The 16,593-nt window shown below is 63.5% G+C and carries 18 protein-coding genes; 11 read left to right on the top strand and 7 right to left on the bottom strand.

Annotated elements, in window-relative coordinates; all coding sequences use genetic code 11:
• The first annotated feature begins 6 nt into the window (after nucleotides 1-6).
• From rsfS to lipB, 9 genes are all read left to right on the top strand, one after another.
• On the top strand, nucleotides 7-366 hold the full coding sequence (gene rsfS, locus BVH06_RS06975) for a ribosome silencing factor (protein ID WP_027903646.1): 360 nt from the start codon (nucleotides 7-9) through the stop codon (nucleotides 364-366).
• An 8-nt stretch (nucleotides 367-374) separates the two neighbouring features.
• On the top strand, nucleotides 375-842 hold the full coding sequence (gene rlmH / locus BVH06_RS06970; RefSeq protein WP_013792712.1) for a 23S rRNA (pseudouridine(1915)-N(3))-methyltransferase RlmH: 468 nt from the start codon (nucleotides 375-377) through the stop codon (nucleotides 840-842).
• A 12-nt stretch (nucleotides 843-854) separates the two neighbouring features.
• Complete coding sequence (gene mrdA, locus BVH06_RS06965) at nucleotides 855-2,759, top strand: penicillin-binding protein 2 (protein WP_075929166.1); 1,905 nt, start codon at nucleotides 855-857, stop codon at nucleotides 2,757-2,759.
• Nucleotides 2,760-2,803: 44 nt separating this feature from the next.
• Complete coding sequence (rodA, locus tag BVH06_RS06960) at nucleotides 2,804-3,907, top strand: rod shape-determining protein RodA (protein ID WP_177344600.1); 1,104 nt, start codon at nucleotides 2,804-2,806, stop codon at nucleotides 3,905-3,907.
• 17 nt (nucleotides 3,908-3,924) lie between these two features.
• Nucleotides 3,925-4,938: a lytic murein transglycosylase B gene (gene mltB / locus BVH06_RS06955; RefSeq protein WP_075929164.1), complete on the top strand. Its 1,014-nt coding sequence runs from the start codon at nucleotides 3,925-3,927 to the stop codon at nucleotides 4,936-4,938.
• Complete coding sequence (locus BVH06_RS06950; RefSeq protein WP_075929163.1) at nucleotides 4,935-5,948, top strand: septal ring lytic transglycosylase RlpA family protein; 1,014 nt, start codon at nucleotides 4,935-4,937, stop codon at nucleotides 5,946-5,948. The genes mltB and BVH06_RS06950 overlap by 4 nt, the downstream gene beginning before the upstream one ends.
• Before the next feature lie 132 nt (nucleotides 5,949-6,080).
• Entirely contained in the window at nucleotides 6,081-7,256 is a 1,176-nt protein-coding gene (locus BVH06_RS06945; RefSeq protein ID WP_075933607.1) for a D-alanyl-D-alanine carboxypeptidase family protein, read from the top strand.
• Between the two features lie 67 nt (nucleotides 7,257-7,323).
• Nucleotides 7,324-7,602 (top strand): DUF493 domain-containing protein, encoded by a 279-nt coding sequence (locus BVH06_RS06940; protein WP_075933606.1) that lies wholly within the window; start codon nucleotides 7,324-7,326, stop codon nucleotides 7,600-7,602.
• On the top strand, nucleotides 7,602-8,225 hold the full coding sequence (gene lipB / locus BVH06_RS06935) for a lipoyl(octanoyl) transferase LipB (RefSeq protein WP_075929160.1): 624 nt from the start codon (nucleotides 7,602-7,604) through the stop codon (nucleotides 8,223-8,225). Before BVH06_RS06940 ends, lipB begins: the two co-directional genes overlap by 1 nt.
• Nucleotides 8,226-8,301: 76 nt before the next feature.
• Here lipB and lipA read toward each other — a convergent pair whose 3' ends face one another.
• A complete protein-coding gene (gene lipA / locus BVH06_RS06930) occupies nucleotides 8,302-9,354 on the bottom strand; it encodes a lipoyl synthase (RefSeq protein ID WP_075933605.1) in 1,053 nt (350 codons plus the stop codon).
• A gap of 126 nt (nucleotides 9,355-9,480) precedes the next feature.
• Complete coding sequence (locus BVH06_RS06925; RefSeq protein ID WP_075933604.1) at nucleotides 9,481-9,876, bottom strand: RidA family protein; 396 nt, start codon at nucleotides 9,874-9,876, stop codon at nucleotides 9,481-9,483.
• Nucleotides 9,877-10,002: 126 nt separating this feature from the next.
• Here BVH06_RS06925 and BVH06_RS06920 point away from each other — a divergent pair, with 126 nt between their 5' ends.
• Nucleotides 10,003-10,929 carry a LysR family transcriptional regulator gene (locus BVH06_RS06920; protein WP_075929157.1) on the top strand — a complete coding sequence of 309 codons (927 nt, stop codon included), beginning with the start codon at nucleotides 10,003-10,005 and terminating at the stop codon, nucleotides 10,927-10,929.
• 122 nt (nucleotides 10,930-11,051) lie between these two features.
• Nucleotides 11,052-11,621: a pseudouridine synthase gene (locus BVH06_RS06915; RefSeq protein WP_168172896.1), complete on the top strand. Its 570-nt coding sequence runs from the start codon at nucleotides 11,052-11,054 to the stop codon at nucleotides 11,619-11,621.
• Between the two features lie 10 nt (nucleotides 11,622-11,631).
• On the opposite strand, the gene BVH06_RS06910 is transcribed toward BVH06_RS06915, so the two are convergent.
• The 5 genes from BVH06_RS06910 to lldD form a co-directional block, all read right to left on the bottom strand.
• Complete coding sequence (locus BVH06_RS06910; protein ID WP_075933602.1) at nucleotides 11,632-12,030, bottom strand: globin; 399 nt, start codon at nucleotides 12,028-12,030, stop codon at nucleotides 11,632-11,634.
• A 63-nt stretch (nucleotides 12,031-12,093) separates the two neighbouring features.
• Entirely contained in the window at nucleotides 12,094-12,297 is a 204-nt protein-coding gene (locus BVH06_RS06905; protein ID WP_075933601.1) for a DUF2788 domain-containing protein, read from the bottom strand.
• Between the two features lie 533 nt (nucleotides 12,298-12,830).
• Nucleotides 12,831-13,310 (bottom strand): Lrp/AsnC family transcriptional regulator, encoded by a 480-nt coding sequence (locus tag BVH06_RS06900; protein ID WP_027903635.1) that lies wholly within the window; start codon nucleotides 13,308-13,310, stop codon nucleotides 12,831-12,833.
• Between the two features lie 322 nt (nucleotides 13,311-13,632).
• A complete protein-coding gene (gene dld / locus BVH06_RS06895; protein ID WP_075933600.1) occupies nucleotides 13,633-15,339 on the bottom strand; it encodes a D-lactate dehydrogenase in 1,707 nt (568 codons plus the stop codon).
• 1 nt (nucleotide 15,340) lies between these two features.
• Complete coding sequence (gene lldD / locus BVH06_RS06890) at nucleotides 15,341-16,480, bottom strand: FMN-dependent L-lactate dehydrogenase LldD (protein ID WP_075929152.1); 1,140 nt, start codon at nucleotides 16,478-16,480, stop codon at nucleotides 15,341-15,343.
• Nucleotides 16,481-16,593: the final 113 nt, after the last annotated feature.

Genomic DNA, 16,593 nt, shown 5'->3' with positions numbered 1-16,593 from the left:
AAAACCATGCACAGTGAAGACCTGGTCAAAGTGGCCATCGCAGCACTGGAAGAAATCAAGGCCCAGGACATCACCACCATCGACGTGCGTGAGAAGACCAGCATCACCGACTACATGGTGATCGCCAGCGGTACCTCCAGCCGTCACGTCAAGTCGCTGGTCGACAACGTGCTGGAAAAGACCAAGGAACAGGGCGTGCGCCCGATTGGCAGCGAAGGCCTGGACAGCGGCGAGTGGGCCCTGCTCGACCTGGGCGACATCGTCGTTCACGTGATGCTGCCGACCACCCGCCAGTTCTACGACCTGGAGCGTCTGTGGCAGGGCGCCGAGCAGAGCCGTGCCCAGCAGGGCGGCGAGCGCGAGTAAGGCTTCCCGTGCGCATCAAACTGATCGCGGTCGGCTCGCGCATGCCGCGCTGGGTCGAGGATGGCTGGCAGGAATATGCCAAGCGTATGCCTTCAGAGCTGTCCCTGGAACTGGTGGAGATTCCCCTGACCACGCGTGGCAAGAATGCCGACGTGGCGCGGATGATCCGTCAGGAAGGCGAAGCCATGCTGGCGAAGGTGCAGCCTGGGGAACGCATCGTCACCCTGGAAGTCGAAGGGCGACCCTGGAGCACCGAGCAATTGGCGGTCGAGCTGGACAAGTGGCGGCTGGACTCGCGCACGGTCAACCTGATGGTCGGCGGCCCTGAGGGCCTGGCGCCGGAAGTGATGGCCCGCAGCGAGCAGCGCTGGTCGCTGTCACCGCTGACCTTGCCACACCCGCTGGTACGGATACTGGTCGGCGAACAGATCTATCGTGCCTGGACGGTGTTGTCCGGTCACCCTTATCACAAGTAGTCAGCGGTCCCGATGCCCCAGCCGATCCGTCTAAAAGATCACGAGAAGGACGCGCGCCTGATTCGCAAGCGCGCGCTGGTCGGTGGCTCGGTATTCCTGATGCTGACCCTGATACTGATCGCCCGCATGTATTACCTGCAGGTGATCCAGTACGAATACCACTCCACCCTGGCGGAAAACAACCGCATTCACGTGCAGCCGATTCCGCCCAACCGCGGCCTGATCTACGACCGCAACGGGGTGATCATCGCCGACAACCGCCCCAGCTTCAGCCTCACCCTGACCCGCGAACGCGCCGGCGACTGGGAGCAGGTGCTGGATGTGATCGTCGAGGTGCTGGAGCTCACGCCCGATGATCGCGAACTGTTCGAGCGCCGCGTGAAACAGGGGCGCCGGCCGTTCGAGCCAGTGCCGGTGCTGTTTGAGTTGAGCGAGGAGCAGATCGCCCGGCTGGCGGTGAACCAGTTCCGCCTGCCCGGCGTCGAGGTGGTCGCGCAACTGGTGCGGCACTATCCGCAGCGCGAGCACTTCGCCCATTCGGTCGGCTACGTGGGGCGCATCAACGAGAAGGAACTCAAAGAGCTCGATCCGGTGGAGTACAGCGGTACCCACCATATCGGCAAGACTGGTATCGAACGGTTCTACGAAGATGAACTGCACGGCAAGGTCGGTTACGAAGAGGTCGAGACCAATGCCCGTGGCCGCGTCCTGCGCGTGCTCAACCGCACCGACCCATTGCCCGGCCGTGACGTGGTACTGACCCTCGACGTGCACCTGCAGGAAGTCGCCGAGAATGCCCTGGGCGGGCGACGCGGCGCGGTAGTGGCGCTCCAGCCGCAGACTGGCGAGGTATTGGCAATGGTCAGCCAGCCGAGCTTCGACCCCAACCCCTTCGTGACCGGTATCGGCTTCAAGGCCTACGCCGAGCTGCGCGACTCCATCGACCGGCCGCTCTACAACCGCGTGCTGCGCGGCCTGTATCCGCCGGGCTCGACCATCAAACCGATGGTGGCGGTTGCCGGCCTGGATGCCGGGGTGGTGACGCCCACCTCGCGGGTGTTCGACCCCGGCTTCTATCAACTGCCCAACAACAGCCACAAGTACCGTAACTGGAACCGCACCGGCGACGGCTGGGTAGATCTGAACACCGCGATCATGCGCTCCAACGACACCTACTTCTACGATCTTGCCCACAAGATGGGCATCGATCGCCTGCACGACTACATGACCCGTTTCGGCATTGGCCAGCGCGTGTCCCTGGACATGTTCGAGGAAACCGCCGGCCTGATGCCGTCGCGGGACTGGAAACGCGCCCGCTACCGGCAGCCCTGGTACCCCGGCGAAACGCTGATTCTCGGCATCGGGCAGGGCTATATGCAGGTGACTCCCCTGCAGCTCGCCCAGGCCACCGCGCTGGTGGCGACCCGGGGCAAGTGGGTTCGCCCACACTTGGCGCGGACCATCGACGGCAGCCTGCCCCACGATCCTAATCCGATCCCGGATATCGTACTGCGCGACCCCAGGTACTGGGATTATGCGCGCCAGGGCATGGAATCGGTGATGCACGGTCCTCGGGGGACGGCGCGCAAGGTTGGCGATACTGCCGCCTATCGGATCGCCGGCAAGAGCGGCACGGCCCAGGTCGTGGCGATCAAGCAGGGTGAGAAATATGACCGCAACAAGGTGCAGGAACGCCACCGTGACCATGCCCTGTTCGTCGGTTTCGCGCCGGCGGAAAACCCGCAGATCGTGGTCGCGGTGATGGTCGAAAACGGAGAGGCTGGCGGTGCTGTTGGGGCACCGGTGGTCAAGCAGGTGATGGATGCCTGGCTGCTCGACGAGAACGGCCAGCTCAAGGCCGAATATGCCAAGCCCGGCGCCGCTGCGCCGCTCAATGCAGAGGTGAAGCAACCATGAGCCTGACCGGCAGCTTCGACCGCACGCTGTCCAGTGACGACGTTCTGCGCCGCCGCTCCAGCCTGCTGCAGCGTCTGCACATCGACGGAATCCTGCTGCTGTTGTTGCTGCTGCTCGCCACCGGTAGCCTGTTCGTTCTCTACTCGGCCAGCGGCAAGAACGTCGACCTGCTGATGAAACAGGCCAGCTCCTTCGGCATCGGCCTGGTGGCGATGGTGGTCATCGCCCAGTTCGAGCCGCGCTTCATGGCCCGCTGGGTGCCGCTGGGCTATCTGTGCGGCGTCGGGTTGCTGGTGGTGGTTGACGTCATGGGCCACAACGCCATGGGGGCCACGCGCTGGATCAACATTCCCGGCGTGATCCGCTTCCAGCCGTCGGAATTCATGAAAATCCTGATGCCGGCGACCATGGCCTGGTATCTGTCCAAGCGCACCCTGCCGCCGAGCCTCAAGCACGTGTCGGTGAGCCTGGGCCTGGTGGTCACGCCGTTCGTATTGATCCTCCTCCAGCCAGACCTGGGCACCTCGCTGCTGATCCTTGCCTCCGGCGCCTTCGTGCTCTTCATGGCCGGCCTGCAGTGGCGCTGGATCGCCGGCGCCGTGGCGGCGGTCGCACCGATTGCCGTGGCCATGTGGTTCTTCGTCATGCACGACTACCAGAAGCGCCGGGTGCTGACTTTCATCAACCCCGAAAGCGATCCGTTGGGCGCTGGCTGGAACATCATCCAGTCCAAGGCAGCGATCGGCTCGGGCGGCGTGTTCGGCAAGGGCTGGCTGCTCGGTACCCAGTCGCACCTGGACTTTTTGCCGGAAAGCCACACGGACTTTATCATTGCCGTTCTGGCCGAAGAATTCGGCCTGATTGGTGTCTGTCTGTTGCTGCTCTTGTACATTCTGTTGATTGCACGCGGTCTGGTGATTACCGTGCAAGCGCAGACGCTGTTCGGTAAGCTGCTTGCCGGCGGTTTGACCATGACCTTCTTCGTTTATGTGTTCATCAATATCGGCATGGTCAGCGGGTTGTTGCCGGTAGTGGGAGTGCCGCTGCCGTTCATCAGTTATGGCGGCACGTCATTGATTACGTTGTTGTCGAGTTTCGGAATCCTGATGTCCATCCACACGCACCGTAAGTGGATCGCTCAGGCTTGATTGGGGTTATGAATTCAATGCAGATTCTGCGTGGCTGGGCCGCACGACATGCACAATGGCTGGCGGTCGCCGGCCTGCTTGGGGCGCCGCAGGCGATGGCCGCCGGGGAGTACGCGAACTCGCCACAGGTCGGCGAGTTCATCACCGAGATGACCCGTGACTACGGTTTCGCCAGCGAGCAATTGAGTACGCTGTTCGCCGAAGTCGAGCGCAAACAGGCCATCCTCGATGCCATCTCGCGACCTGCCGAGCGGGTCAAACCCTGGAAGGAATACCGGCCGATCTTCATCACCGACGCGCGCATCAGCAAAGGCGTGGCGTTCTGGAACGAGCACGCCGAAGCCCTGGCGCGTGCCGAAAAGGAATACGGCGTACCGGCCGAAATCATCGTCGCCATCATCGGCGTGGAAACTTCCTACGGTGGCAACACCGGCAGCTACCGGGTGATCGATGCCCTGTCGACCCTGGCCTTCGATTATCCGCCGCGCGCGCCGTTCTTTCGCAAGGAGCTGCGCGAGTTTCTCATGCTGACCCGTGAGGAGCAGGTCGACCCGGCCAGCCTGAAGGGCTCCTATGCCGGCGCCATGGGCCTGCCGCAGTTCATGCCGAGCAGCTTCCGCGCCTACGCCGTGGATTTCGACGGCGACGGCCACATCAACATCTGGAGCGACCCGACCGACGCCATTGGCAGCGTGGCCAGCTACTTCAAGCGTCACAACTGGCAGCCTGGGCAGCCGGTAGCCAGCCTGGCAAGCGTCAAGGGCGAACAGGCCGATCAGGGCCTGAGCGCCGGTCTGGATCCCGAGAAAACCGTAGGTGAGCTGCGTGCCTTGGGTTGGTCGAGCAATGACGTGCTGGCCGACGACCTGCCGGTGACCGCGTTCCGTCTCGACGGCGCCGAAGGGCCCGAATACTGGATGGGCCAGCCCAACTTCTTCGTGATTACCCGCTACAACCGCAGCGTGATGTACGCCATGGCGGTCAATCAGTTGTCCGAGTTGCTGGTTCAGGCCCGAGGTGCCAATCAATGACGCGCTTGCCGTTCAAGCTGGCCGCCTGCGGCGTCGCTGTTCTGCTGCTGGCCAGCTGTTCTTCCAGCCGGGCGCCGACCAGTTCGTCGCCGACCCAGGCCAGTAGCTCGATGTCCGGCCCGGATGATTTCAACCGTCCCCACAAGGATGGCGCGCCGTGGTGGGACGTAGACGTCTCGAAGATCCAGGACGCCATCCCGATGCCGCACTACGGCCCGGTCAAGGCCAGCCCTTACGTGGTGTTCGGCAAACAGTACTATCCGCTCTCCGATGCCCGCCGCTACGTGGCCACCGGTCCGGCTTCCTGGTACGGCACCAAGTTCCATGGCCAGGCCACCGCCAACGGTGAAGCCTACGACCTGTATGGCATGACCGCGGCCCACAAGACCCTGCCGCTGCCCAGCTACGTGCGGGTAACCAACCTGGAAAACGGCAAGAGCGTGATTCTGCGCGTCAACGACCGTGGCCCGTTCTATTCCGATCGCATCATCGACCTGTCCTTCGCTGCCGCCAAGAAACTCGGTTACGCCGAAAAGGGCACGGCCCAGGTGCGCGTCGAAGGCATCGATCCCACCGAGTGGTGGGCCCAGCAGGGCCGCCCGGTGCCGATGGTGATGGCGCAGCCGCAGATGGCCAAGGTCAAACCCGCGCAGATGGAGCAGCTGAGGCTGGCCAACGCGCCGGTGGAGCAGTATTCGCCGCCCCCGCAGCAGCATGCAGCCGCCACCGTGCCGGTGCAGATCGACTCAAAAAAAAACGGTTCAGCCGCAGCGTCTGGCCTGTATCTCCAAGTGGGAGCCTTCGCCAATCCCGACGCTGCGGAGCTTCTCAAGTCCAAGCTGAGCGAGTCGGTGAGTGCGCCGGTATTCATCAACTCAGTGGTGCGCAACCAGCAGATACTGCACCGCGTGCGGCTGGGGCCGATCAGCAGCCAGGGCGAGGCTGACCGGGTGCGTGATAGCATTCGTGTCGCTAACCTAGGGCAAGCAACCCTGGTCAAGGCGGACTGAGGGCTTCGGCTCATGGGCGAGCAACTAAATGGCTCGCCGCCTGACTAACCAGTGGGTCGTCGCGGTGCGGCGCCCACGTTTCATATCGGCCCGCGAGGGCCTGTTCCACCCTCCAGCGATCTAGAGAGACGGATGAAAATCACCAGCTTCGCGCAACGCATCTTCCTGTCACTTACGTTGCTCGGCGCCTCCAGCGCCTGGGCCAACCAGGCGCCGCTGCCGGCTCCGCCGCAACTGGCCGCCAAGTCTTATGTGCTGATGGACGGCGCCAGTGGCAACGTCCTGGTCGAGAACAATGCCGACCAGCGCCTGCCGCCGGCGAGCCTGACCAAGCTGATGACCGCCTACATCGCCACGCTGGAAATTCGCAACGGCAAGATCGGTGAGCAGGACAAGGTCACCATCAGCGAGCATGCCTGGCGTACCGGTGGCGCTGCCTCGGGTGGCTCGACCATGTTCCTGCCGGTCAACAGCCAGGCCACCGTCGACGAGCTGCTGCATGGTGTAATCATTCAGTCCGGCAACGACGCCAGCATCGCCATCGCCGAGCACATCGCCGGCAGTGAAGACGCTTTCGCCGACATGATGAACGCCACCGCCGAGCGCCTGGGCATGAAGAACAGCCACTTCATGAACGCCACCGGTCTGCCCCATCCTGATCACTATTCCAGTGCTCACGACATGGCGATCCTGGCCCGTGCGATCATCAACGAAGATGCCGAGCACTACGCTATCTATTCGCAAAAAGAGTTCCTGTGGAACAACATCAAGCAGCCCAACCGCAACCTGCTGCTGTGGCGCGACCGCACCGTCGATGGCCTGAAGACCGGCCACACCAACGAAGCGGGCTTCTGCCTGGTCGCATCGGCCGTACGTGACGGCGCGCGGATGATCACCTCGGTATTCGGCACCGATAGCGAAAGCGCCCGTGCTGCTGAAACCCAGAAGCTGCTGACCTACGGTTTCCGTTTCTTCGAAACCCGCACCTTCTACCAGAAGGGCACCGAACTGGCGCAGGCGCCGGTATGGAAAGGCCAGGCGTCCCAGGTCAAGGCCGGTCTGGCCCATGACCTGACCCTCACGCTGCCCAAGGGCCAGCTGGAGAAGCTGCAGGCGAGCATGACCCTCAACCAGCAGATCACCGCACCGATCGCCCAGGGTGACGTGATCGGCAAGGTGGAAGTGAAGATGGGTGACCAAGTGGTGCACAGCGCCGACCTGGTCGCCCTGGAAGCCGTCGAGGAGGGTGGTTTCTTCCGCCAGCTGTGGGATAGCATCCGGTTGTTCTTCTACGGGTTGTTTAACTGACAGTTTGCCCCCATGTTGTGATGAACGCCCTCGAACTGAGGGCGTTTCATTTTGGATCAGGAACATCATGACCGACACCGACGTACAAGCCCCGAAAATCGAATTTCCCTGCAAGAACTACCCGATCAAGGTGATCGGTGAAGCTGGCGACGGGTTCACCGACATGGTGATCGAGGTGATGCAGCGCCACGCGCCTGACTTCGACGCCGGTACTCTGGTGACGCGCGACAGCAGCAAGGGCCGCTTTCTCTCCGTGCAGGTGCTGATCACCGCCACTGGCGTCGAGCAGTTGCAGGCCATCCACGTCGACCTGCGTGCCACCGGCCGCGTGCACATGGTGCTGTAGTGGCCGCAGCCGAGTTGATCGTGCGGCACCTCGGGGTGGTGGACTATCTGCCGACCCTCGAGGCGATGCGCACGCTGACCGCCGAGCGCGATGAAGCCACGCCCGACGAGATCTGGCTGCTGCAGCACCCACAGGTGTTCACCCAGGGGCAGGCGGGCAAGCCCGAGCATCTGCTGGCACCGGGTGACATTCCGGTGGTGCAGGTGGAGCGCGGCGGGCAGGTGACCTTCCACGGCCCCGGCCAACTGGTCGGCTACCTGATGCTGGATTTGCGTCGCCTCGATCTGGGCGTGCGTGAACTGGTCACGGTGATGGAGCAGGCGCTGGTCGAGGTATTGGCCAGCTATGGTGTGCAGGCAGCGCCCAAGGCCGATGCGCCAGGCGTCTACGTCAAGGGCGACAAGATCGCTTCGCTGGGCTTGCGGGTGCGCCGTGGTTGCTCGTTCCACGGCCTGGCGCTCAATGTCGACATGGACATGACGCCCTTCGGGCGCATCAATCCGTGCGGCTATGCCGGCTTGAAGATGACCCAGTTGAAGGATCTGGTGGCGGCGCCGCCTGCTTTCGATGAAGTCGCCAAGCGCCTTGAGCAGGTGCTGCGCCAACGGTTGGGCTACGCCTAACTGCAAGCAACGAAAAGGGACGCCGAGGCGTCCCTTTTCGTTCGTCCGGTTGCCCGAAGGCTCAACCAGAGCGTGCTCAGTTGACGTTCAGCGCGGGGATCAGGCTGTTGTCGACCTGCTGGCCCGGCACCGGAACCGGTGCAGCCAGGCCCAGGTTGTTCTTCTCGAACACCTTGTCGGCGCGGTAGCTGGAGCGCACTAGCGGGCCGGCTGCCACTTCCATGAAGCCCATCTGCAGGCCGATATCGCGGAAACGGTTGAATTCGTCCGGGCTCACCCAGCGCTTGACCGGCAGGTGGTTGCGGGTTGGCTGCAGGTACTGGCCGAGGGTAAGGATGTCCACGCCCACGGCGCGCATGTCCTCCATGGCCTCGAACACTTCGTCATCGGTCTCGCCCAGGCCGAGCATCAGGCTGGTCTTGGTGAGCACGTCGGGACGATGGCGCTTGGCGTGGGCCAGCACGTCGAGAGTCTTGCGGTAGCCGGCGCGCGGGTCGCGCACTTCACGGGTCAGGCGGTTGACGGTCTCGACGTTCTGAGCGAATACCTCGAGGCCCGAATCCACTACGCGCTCGATGCACGCCAGGTCGCCGTCGAAGTCTGGCGTCAGGGCTTCTACCACCACCTGCGGCGTGTTGGCCTTGATCGCCTGGACGCAGGCCGCGTAGTGCGCGGCGCCACCGTCGGGCAGGTCGTCGCGGTCCACCGAGGTCAGCACGATGTAGCGCAGGGCCATCAGTTCCACCGACTTGGCAGTGTTCTGCGGCTCTTCCTTGTCCAGCCAGCCGTTCGGGTTGCCGGTGTCCACGGCACAGAAGCGGCATGCACGGGTGCACACCGAACCCATCAGCATGATGGTGGCCGTACCGTTGGACCAGCACTCGCCCATGTTCGGGCAGTGCGATTCCTGGCAGACGGTGCTCAGGCGATGCTCGCCGACGTTACGCTTGACCGCTTCGAAACGGCTGCCGCCCGGCGCCTTGACCCGCAACCAGCTCGGCTTGGGCTCGTACACCTTGGCTTCGGTCGAGGCGCGGCGCTTCTGGCCGTCCTTGATGGCGGTAATACCCTGCGCGGTGCGGAATTTTTCGCCGCTGGCGATGGGCTTCGGGGGGGCAGTATCGGACATCGAAAATCTCGGCTCCGGTAGGGGCTGCGGTGGCGGAGGGGCAGCTTTTGGCCGCCGCGCAGTGTATCACAGCGCGCGGTTGCAAGCGCCCAACCGTCTGCCCTTTGGAGCCGCCTGGGGCGGCGATCAAGCGTCCGGCAGCTTGGCGATCACCTTGATCTCGAACTGGAAGCCATACAGCCAGGTCACGCCCACGCAGGTGATATTCGGAAAAGGCGCTTCGCCCCAATACTCGGGCACCACTTCCCAGATGGTCTCGAAGCGCTCTTCGGGGTTGACGATGAATACCGTCACGTCGACCACGTCGTCGAAGCTGCAGTCGGCGGCCTTGAGTACTGCATTGAGGTTTTCGAAGGCCAGGCGAACCTGAGCTTTGAGCTCCGGCTCGGGCGAGCCGTCCGGGCGGCTGCCCACCTGGCCGGATACGAACAGAAAGCCGTTGGAGCGCACTGCCGGCGAGTAGCGGTTGCGTTCGTAAAGGGCCTGGCGGCCGGCGGGGAATACCACGTCGCGCGTTGTCATGTCGTCTCCTTTGGGCCTGTAGCCCGTCCAAGTGATGGGTTCACTTTAGAAACGCTGGGGCGCTGGATAAACAGGCCAGTTCGTTCAACACTGTTTGCAAATCCCAAACAATCAGCGGCTGAGCAGATGGACCGATTCGATGCGATGCGTGCCTTCGCCCGGGTGGTGGAGTCAGGCAGCTTCACCAAGGCAGCCGACACCCTGCACATGAGCAAGACCAGCGTGACCCAACTGGTGCAGCAGCTCGAGGCGCGGTTGCGCGTGCGCCTGCTGAACCGAACCACCCGCAAGGTTGCCGTGACCGCTGATGGTGCTGCCTATTACGAGCGCGTGGTGCGCCTGCTGGCCGACATGGACGACGCCGAGACCAGCCTGTCCGACGCCAGCAGCCAGCCCCGCGGGCGCCTGCGCGTCGACGTGCCGAGCCCGTTCGCGCGGATGATCCTAGTGCCCTCGCTGCCGGCCTTTCATGCCCGCTATCCGGATATCCAGCTCGATCTCGGCGCCAGCGATCGTCTCGTCGATCTGCTCGGCGAGAACGTCGATTGCGTGATCCGCGGCGGGGAGATCACCGATCAGTCACTGATGGCCCGCCGCGTCGGCGACCTGCGTTCCGGCGTCTATGCCGCGCCGGATTATCTGCAGCGTTGTGGTACGCCGCTGCATCCACAGCAACTGGTCGACAGCCACCACCGTATCGTCGGCTTCAAGCGGGCACGGGCCGGCAAGCTGTTTGCCTACCGCATGCAGCGCGGCGCTGAACGCCTGGAGGTGGAAGGTCGCTACGTACTGGCGGTGGATGACGGCAATGCCTATCAGGCTGCCGGCCTGGCCGGCTTGGGCGTGCTGTGGCTACCCACTTACATGGCCGATGAGTACGTGCAACGCGGCGAGCTGGTCGCGGTGTTCACGGATTGGCAGTTCGAGCCGATGCCCATGTACATCGCCTATCCGCCCAACCGTCACGTCAGCGCCAAGCTGCGGGTGTTCATCGAGTGGATCATCGAGCTCATGGCGCTGCATGCGCCGGTGATCGACCGCAGCGTCCGCTGAACGCCTGGGCAGACGCGATCGTGCCGCGGATAGCAACCGCGTTGCGGTAAACTGCGCGCCCGTTTCGCCATGATGTTCGTTGCATGTCCCGACCTAAACGCCCCGCACCGCGTCCCTATCGTGTGGCCAAGGCCCCGCCCGCCGAGCCGAGGTTGATCGTGCTCAACAAACCGTTCGACGTGCTGACCCAGTTCAATGACGACCAGGGCCGCGCCACGCTCAAGGATTTCGTTGCCGTGCCCGGCGTGTATCCGGCTGGCCGGTTGGATCGCGACAGCGAAGGTTTGCTGCTGCTCACCAATGATGGGCAACTGCAGGCGAAGATCGCCGACCCCAAGCACAAGCTGGCCAAGACTTATTGGGTGCAGGTAGAAGGCGAGCCCAGCGCGCAGCAGCTACAGCAATTACGCGACGGCGTGCAGCTCAGCGATGGGCCGACGCTGCCTGCCGAGGCGCGGCAATTGGATGAGCCCGAGCTATGGCTGCGCAATCCGCCGGTGCGCTTTCGCAAGAGCGTGCCCACCAGCTGGCTGGAGTTGGTGATTCGCGAGGGCCGCAACCGCCAGGTGCGGCGCATGACGGCTGCAGTCGGCTTGCCGACCCTTCGCCTGGTGCGCGTGCGCATCGGTCCTTGGTCCCTGGATGGCTTACTGCCGGGGGAGTGGCGCGACCTGTCGCCGCGCCTCGATTGAAGCGGGCGGCTTAGCCGTCGTAACCCGCCTTGATCACGCTGATGCCCTTGATCAGTACCTCGCGCCAGCCTTGCAAGGTGGCCGCATCGGCTTGCCGGTCGTGTTCCACGATGGTCTTGAGCAGCGCTTCCAGCCACAGATCGTAGAGCTCGGGGCGAATATCCATGGCGCTGCGCGCATGGGTGCAGCCCAAGGCGCGCAATTTGGTGTCCGGCATGCCGCGGGCGTGCATCACCAGATTGAGAATGCCCTGGCGCAGCAGCAGCTTCTGCACGGCCATATCGGTGTTGGCGAACTTCTCACGCACGGCTGGTGAGCTGGCGAGGAAGTGCCGATAGAAATCGTCGAAAAAGGCCGGGCTGGCACAGCAGCGTCCGTAACTCTGCATGACGCGATCGGTGGCGTTCATGTGTTTCTCCATGGGCAGCAGACAAGGCAATGCGGCGGGCGCCGCGATTCTTTTTTGTGGGTTTCAGACGCCTTCCAGGCCAGCGATGACCAGGCTCTTGATGAGAAAGCCGAGTACGCCCAGGCCCAGGGCGAAGAACAGGATGAAGGTGCCGAAGCGGCCGGCGCGGGGCTTTTTCGCCAGGTCCCAGACGATGAATGCCATGAACAGCACCAGGCCGCCGACTAGCAGGGTCATCATCAGCTCTTCGAAAAACTCGGGTTCCATCCTGACCTCGGCGACGATCCATCGGCTGCCGCCCGGGGGCGGGCGGCAAGGCACAACAAAGGTGTGGATATTACAGCGTTGCCGGCCAGTAGGCGTAGTTGCCTGATGGTCTTAGAGCCTGTTCATGATCTTCATTAACATGAAGCGGCAGCTACAAGGCAGAGGCGGACATTCAAACTAACCTGTGGGAGCCCCGACCTCGGGGCGAAACGATTGCAGCCTAACTGCCTATCGGCGGAGCCTGACTAATTCGCCGCGAGGTCGCGGCTCCCACAAAAACGGGCCAAGTTCAAAGTCTTGTATGCGCATGTAGAGGCAACTACAAGGCAGAAGCGGTCGCCCGCCACATAGGGTGGATCGGGGCGTGTAGCTGACGCTCTTGTCATCCACCATTGCGATCGCAGAGCGGTGGACGGGTCGGGCCGCGTAGGTGAAGCGTCGTCAACGCGACCCGGTCCACCCTACAAAAGGCCGCTCCCGCCACTTAACTGCCAGAATCGACGAGCCTGGGCTGGAAGATTGTGAACAGGTTCCTAGCCGCGCAGGTGCTGCAGGGGCAGTTGAGTGCTGGAGAGGATCTGCTGCAGCACGAAGCTCGAGCGCACGCTGGACACGCCATCGATCCGGGTCAGGGTGCCGAGCAGCAGCTTCTGGTAATGATCCATGTCAGGCACCACCACCTTGAGCTGGTAGTCGGCGTCCATCCCGGTAACCAGGCAGCACTCCAGCACTTCCGGGCATTTGCGGATTTCTTCCTGGAAGTGCTCGAAGCGTTCGGGCGTATGGCGATCCATGCCGATCAGTACATAGGCGGTTAGGGTGAGGCCCAGTTGGCGGCGGTCGAGCAGCGCGACCTGGCCAGTGATGTAGCCGTCATCCTGCAGTTGTTTGACGCGGCGTGAGCAGGGTGAGGGTGACAGGCCGATACGCTCGGCCAGTTCCTGATTGGACAGCGTCGCGTCGCGCTGCAATTCGGCGAGAATATTCAGGTCGTAGCGATCGAGTTTGTTCATGGGTAACCGATTTCGTTATCAGATTGCTGTTTTGGTGTATTTATCGATTTATTATTGCGCAAATGCTCGGATGGTCAGCAATGTTAGCAATCTTTCGTCGCGGCCGTGGGCGTAATCTTTACCTCAGTTTCACGGCCCGGACGACACGTCCACCCGGCTCGCCCAATCAGGGGAGCTGGCGCCGCCGACCCTACCGGGTCGTCACGGCACCCGGGTCCGCACTGCCCAACCAGGCGGGCGACGAAAGCGGCGACAGAATTGCCAGCACAGGACATCTACGAGAGGGGAGGCCGAGAGGTCTCCCCTTTCTTCTTTTCGTGCCTCAGTGATTCTTGCAGCAGGATTCCCAGTGCTTTTTCTTCGACGTCTGGCCGATGCCCGGGTTGAAGGCATTGGTCGGGTCCAGCTCGCGGTAGAAGTCCGCCAGGGCCGGTTTGGCGACGTAAAGATGGCCAACGTTGTGCTCGGCCGGGTACTCGGCGCGACGCTCGTCGAGCAGCTTCCACATCGCGTGTTCCATGGCGATCGGATCGACGCCCTTCTTGACGATGTAGTCCTGGTGGAACACGTGGCAGAAGAAGTGCCCGTAGTAAAGCTTGTGGATGATCTGCGCCTCCATTTGCGCCGGTAGCGTTTCCACCCAGTCGCGGTCGTTGCGGCGCAGGGCAATATCCAGGGCGAGGATGTCCTCGACGCTGCCGGGGTGCGCCTCACGGTAGCGAATCGCCGCGCCGGCAATGGCGAAGCGGTGCAGGAAGGCCTTGCGGCCCTCGTCGGCGTCGCACTCGAAAAAGGCTCCGGTGGTGGCGCTGCCGAAGTACTCGGCGAGAAAACGCCGGGTTTCATCCAGGCTGTCGTTGGCCACGCGAATCATCAGGTGATGTTCGAAGCGGTCGCGGTACTGGCGCATGCGCGCCGGCAGGTGGCTGGGTAACAGGTTCATGGCCAACTGGATGATACGATCACTGACGCCGCGCAGGCCGAAGCGCTCGAAGAAACCATCGACCCGGCTTTTCAGGGCGAAGGCCCCAGGCACCCGGGCGGTGCCGAAGCGGTCGATCAACAGAAAGGTGTCCTTGCCGTACCGCTCGCCGATGTCGAAAGCGGTGCGGTGAATGTATTCCCCGGCGATCGGCAGGCTCGGCAGCCGGTTGAGCAGGTGGCGGCGTACCTCGGTCAGGTCGTCTGCGGCATTGGTGCCAATGTAGAAGACCGTACTCGGCTCCTTGGGGAAGGTGTCCAGGCGCACGGCGAACAGGCACAGCTTGCCTGCCGAGCCCGAGGCTTCGAACAGCCGTGAAGGGTCGGCGTTGAAACGTGCCGGCGTGTCGGCGTCGACATCGCGTACGTGCTCGCCGTAGCGCTGGTCCGAGGCTTTGCCGGCTGCCTCGTTGCAGACCTGGTGCGGGCTGTAGTCGCCGCGCTGCAGGCGCGTGAGGATTTCCTCGGGGCTGTTGCCCAGGTCGATACCCAGGTGATTGACCAGCTCCAAGGAACCATCGGCCCTCACCTGGGCATAGAGCGCGAGCTCGGTGTAGGCCGGTCCACGGCGTACCAGCGAGCCGCCAGAGTTGTTGCACACGCCGCCGAGCACCGAAGCGCCGATACACGACGAGCCAATCACCGAATGCGGCTCACGGCCCAGAGGTGCCAGGGCCTGCTCCAGGCGGTCGAGGGTGGCGCCGGGCAGGCATATCACCTGCGCGCCCTCGTTGATCAGTTGTACGCCGGTGATTCGCAGGGTGTTGATCAGCACGATTTCGCGGTCGTAATCGTTACCGTCCGGCGTCGAGCCGCCGGTCAGGCCGGTGTTGGCCGCCTGCATGATGACGATGCGGTCGGCGGCCACGGCTGCTTCGAGCACCCGCCACTGTTCCAGCAGCGTAGCGGGGCGCACCACGGCCAGTACGTTGCCCTCGCCGGTACGGTGGCCCTTGCGAAAGCGCCGGGTGCTTTGCCCGTCGGTGAGCACATGGTCGTGGCCGACGGCGTCGCGTAGTTGTTTGAGCAGGCTGTCGCGGCTGATCATCTCAGAGCTCCCGAACCAGAGAGTCGGCACTGATCTGGTCGATGGACCTGGCGCCGGTCAGCACCATGGCCACGCGCATTTCCTTGTCGATCAGACTCAGCAGGTTGCTCACCCCGGTACCACCTGCGGCAGCCAGGGCATACACGAAGGCGCGGCCGAGCATCACCGTGTCGGCGCCGAGGGCGATCATGCGCACCACGTCGAGGCCGCTGCGGACGCCGGAATCGGCGAGAATCTTCAGGTCGCCTTTCACCGCATCGGCAATGGCCGGCAGTGCGCGGGCGCTGGACAGCACGCCATCGAGCTGGCGACCGCCGTGGTTGGAGACCACGATGCCGTCGGCGCCGAACTTGACCGCGTCGCGCGCATCCTCGGCATCGAGAATGCCCTTGATGACCATCGGGCCGTCCCAGAACTCACGAATCCACTCCAGATCCTTCCAGGAAATCGACGGGTCGAAGTTGGCGCCCAGCCAGCCGATGTAATCAGCCAGCCCAGTCGGGTTGCCGCGGTAGGTGGAGATGTTACCCAGATCGTGAGGCTTGCCCATCAGGCCCACGTCCCAGGCCCAGGCCGGGTGCGTGAAAGCCTGCAGCATGCGGCGCATGGCAGCGTTCGGCCCGCTCATGCCGGAGTGGGCGTCACGGTAGCGGGCACCGGGCGTGGGCATGTCCACGGTGAACACCAGAGTGGTCACGCCCGCGGCCTTGGCGCGCTCTAGGGCGTTCTTCATGAAGCCGCGGTCTTTCAGTACATACAGCTGGAACCACATTGGCCGACTGATCGCTGGTGCGACCTCTTCGATCGGGCACACCGACACGGTCGACAACGTAAAGGGGATGCCCTTGTCCGCCGCTGCCTTGGCGGCCTGCACTTCACCGCGGCGCGCGTACATGCCGGTCAGGCCGACCGGTGCCAGGGCCACCGGCATCGACAAGGTTTCGCCGAATAGCCTCGTTTCCAGACTCAGCTCGGCCATGTTCTTCAGCACGCGCTGGCGCAGGGCGATGCCTGCCAGGTCTTCGACGTTGCGCTTGAGGGTGTACTCGGCATAGGCGCCGCCATCGATGTAGTGGAACAGAAACGGCGGCAGGCGCCGCTGGGCAGCGGCGCGGTAATCGGTGGAGGCAGAAATGATCATGGGCTCTATTCCGTGTCTGGGCTGGCGCGTCGCCGCGGCAGCGACAAAGCCCGGACACTGTCGCGGGCTTTGGGTGTGTAGCACGCCCCGTCAGGGCGTTGCGTTTGCATTCA

Origin of the sequence: Pseudomonas sp. PA27(2017), from assembly GCF_001945445.1 — a bacterium.
Taxonomy (GTDB): domain Bacteria; phylum Pseudomonadota; class Gammaproteobacteria; order Pseudomonadales; family Pseudomonadaceae; genus Aquipseudomonas.
The sequence above is the reverse complement of the archived record's forward strand: the minus strand, read 5'-3'. Positions and strand labels throughout refer to the sequence as shown.

Coding starts and splice junctions, on each gene's coding strand:
- lldD (WP_075929152.1), bottom strand. CDS start 16,480: ATGATCATTTCTGCCTCCACCGATTACCGCGCCGCTGCCCAGCGGCGC.
- mrdA (WP_075929166.1), top strand. CDS start 855: ATGCCCCAGCCGATCCGTCTAAAAGATCACGAGAAGGACGCGCGCCTG.
- lipA (WP_075933605.1), bottom strand. CDS start 9,354: ATGTCCGATACTGCCCCCCCGAAGCCCATCGCCAGCGGCGAAAAATTC.
- BVH06_RS06950 (WP_075929163.1), top strand. CDS start 4,935: ATGACGCGCTTGCCGTTCAAGCTGGCCGCCTGCGGCGTCGCTGTTCTG.
- BVH06_RS06925 (WP_075933604.1), bottom strand. CDS start 9,876: ATGACAACGCGCGACGTGGTATTCCCCGCCGGCCGCCAGGCCCTTTAC.
- BVH06_RS06905 (WP_075933601.1), bottom strand. CDS start 12,297: ATGGAACCCGAGTTTTTCGAAGAGCTGATGATGACCCTGCTAGTCGGC.
- BVH06_RS06945 (WP_075933607.1), top strand. CDS start 6,081: ATGAAAATCACCAGCTTCGCGCAACGCATCTTCCTGTCACTTACGTTG.
- BVH06_RS06920 (WP_075929157.1), top strand. CDS start 10,003: ATGGACCGATTCGATGCGATGCGTGCCTTCGCCCGGGTGGTGGAGTCA.
- dld (WP_075933600.1), bottom strand. CDS start 15,339: ATGATCAGCCGCGACAGCCTGCTCAAACAACTACGCGACGCCGTCGGC.
- BVH06_RS06910 (WP_075933602.1), bottom strand. CDS start 12,030: ATGAACGCCACCGATCGCGTCATGCAGAGTTACGGACGCTGCTGTGCC.
- BVH06_RS06900 (WP_027903635.1), bottom strand. CDS start 13,310: ATGAACAAACTCGATCGCTACGACCTGAATATTCTCGCCGAATTGCAG.
- BVH06_RS06940 (WP_075933606.1), top strand. CDS start 7,324: ATGACCGACACCGACGTACAAGCCCCGAAAATCGAATTTCCCTGCAAG.
- mltB (WP_075929164.1), top strand. CDS start 3,925: ATGCAGATTCTGCGTGGCTGGGCCGCACGACATGCACAATGGCTGGCG.
- rsfS (WP_027903646.1), top strand. CDS start 7: ATGCACAGTGAAGACCTGGTCAAAGTGGCCATCGCAGCACTGGAAGAA.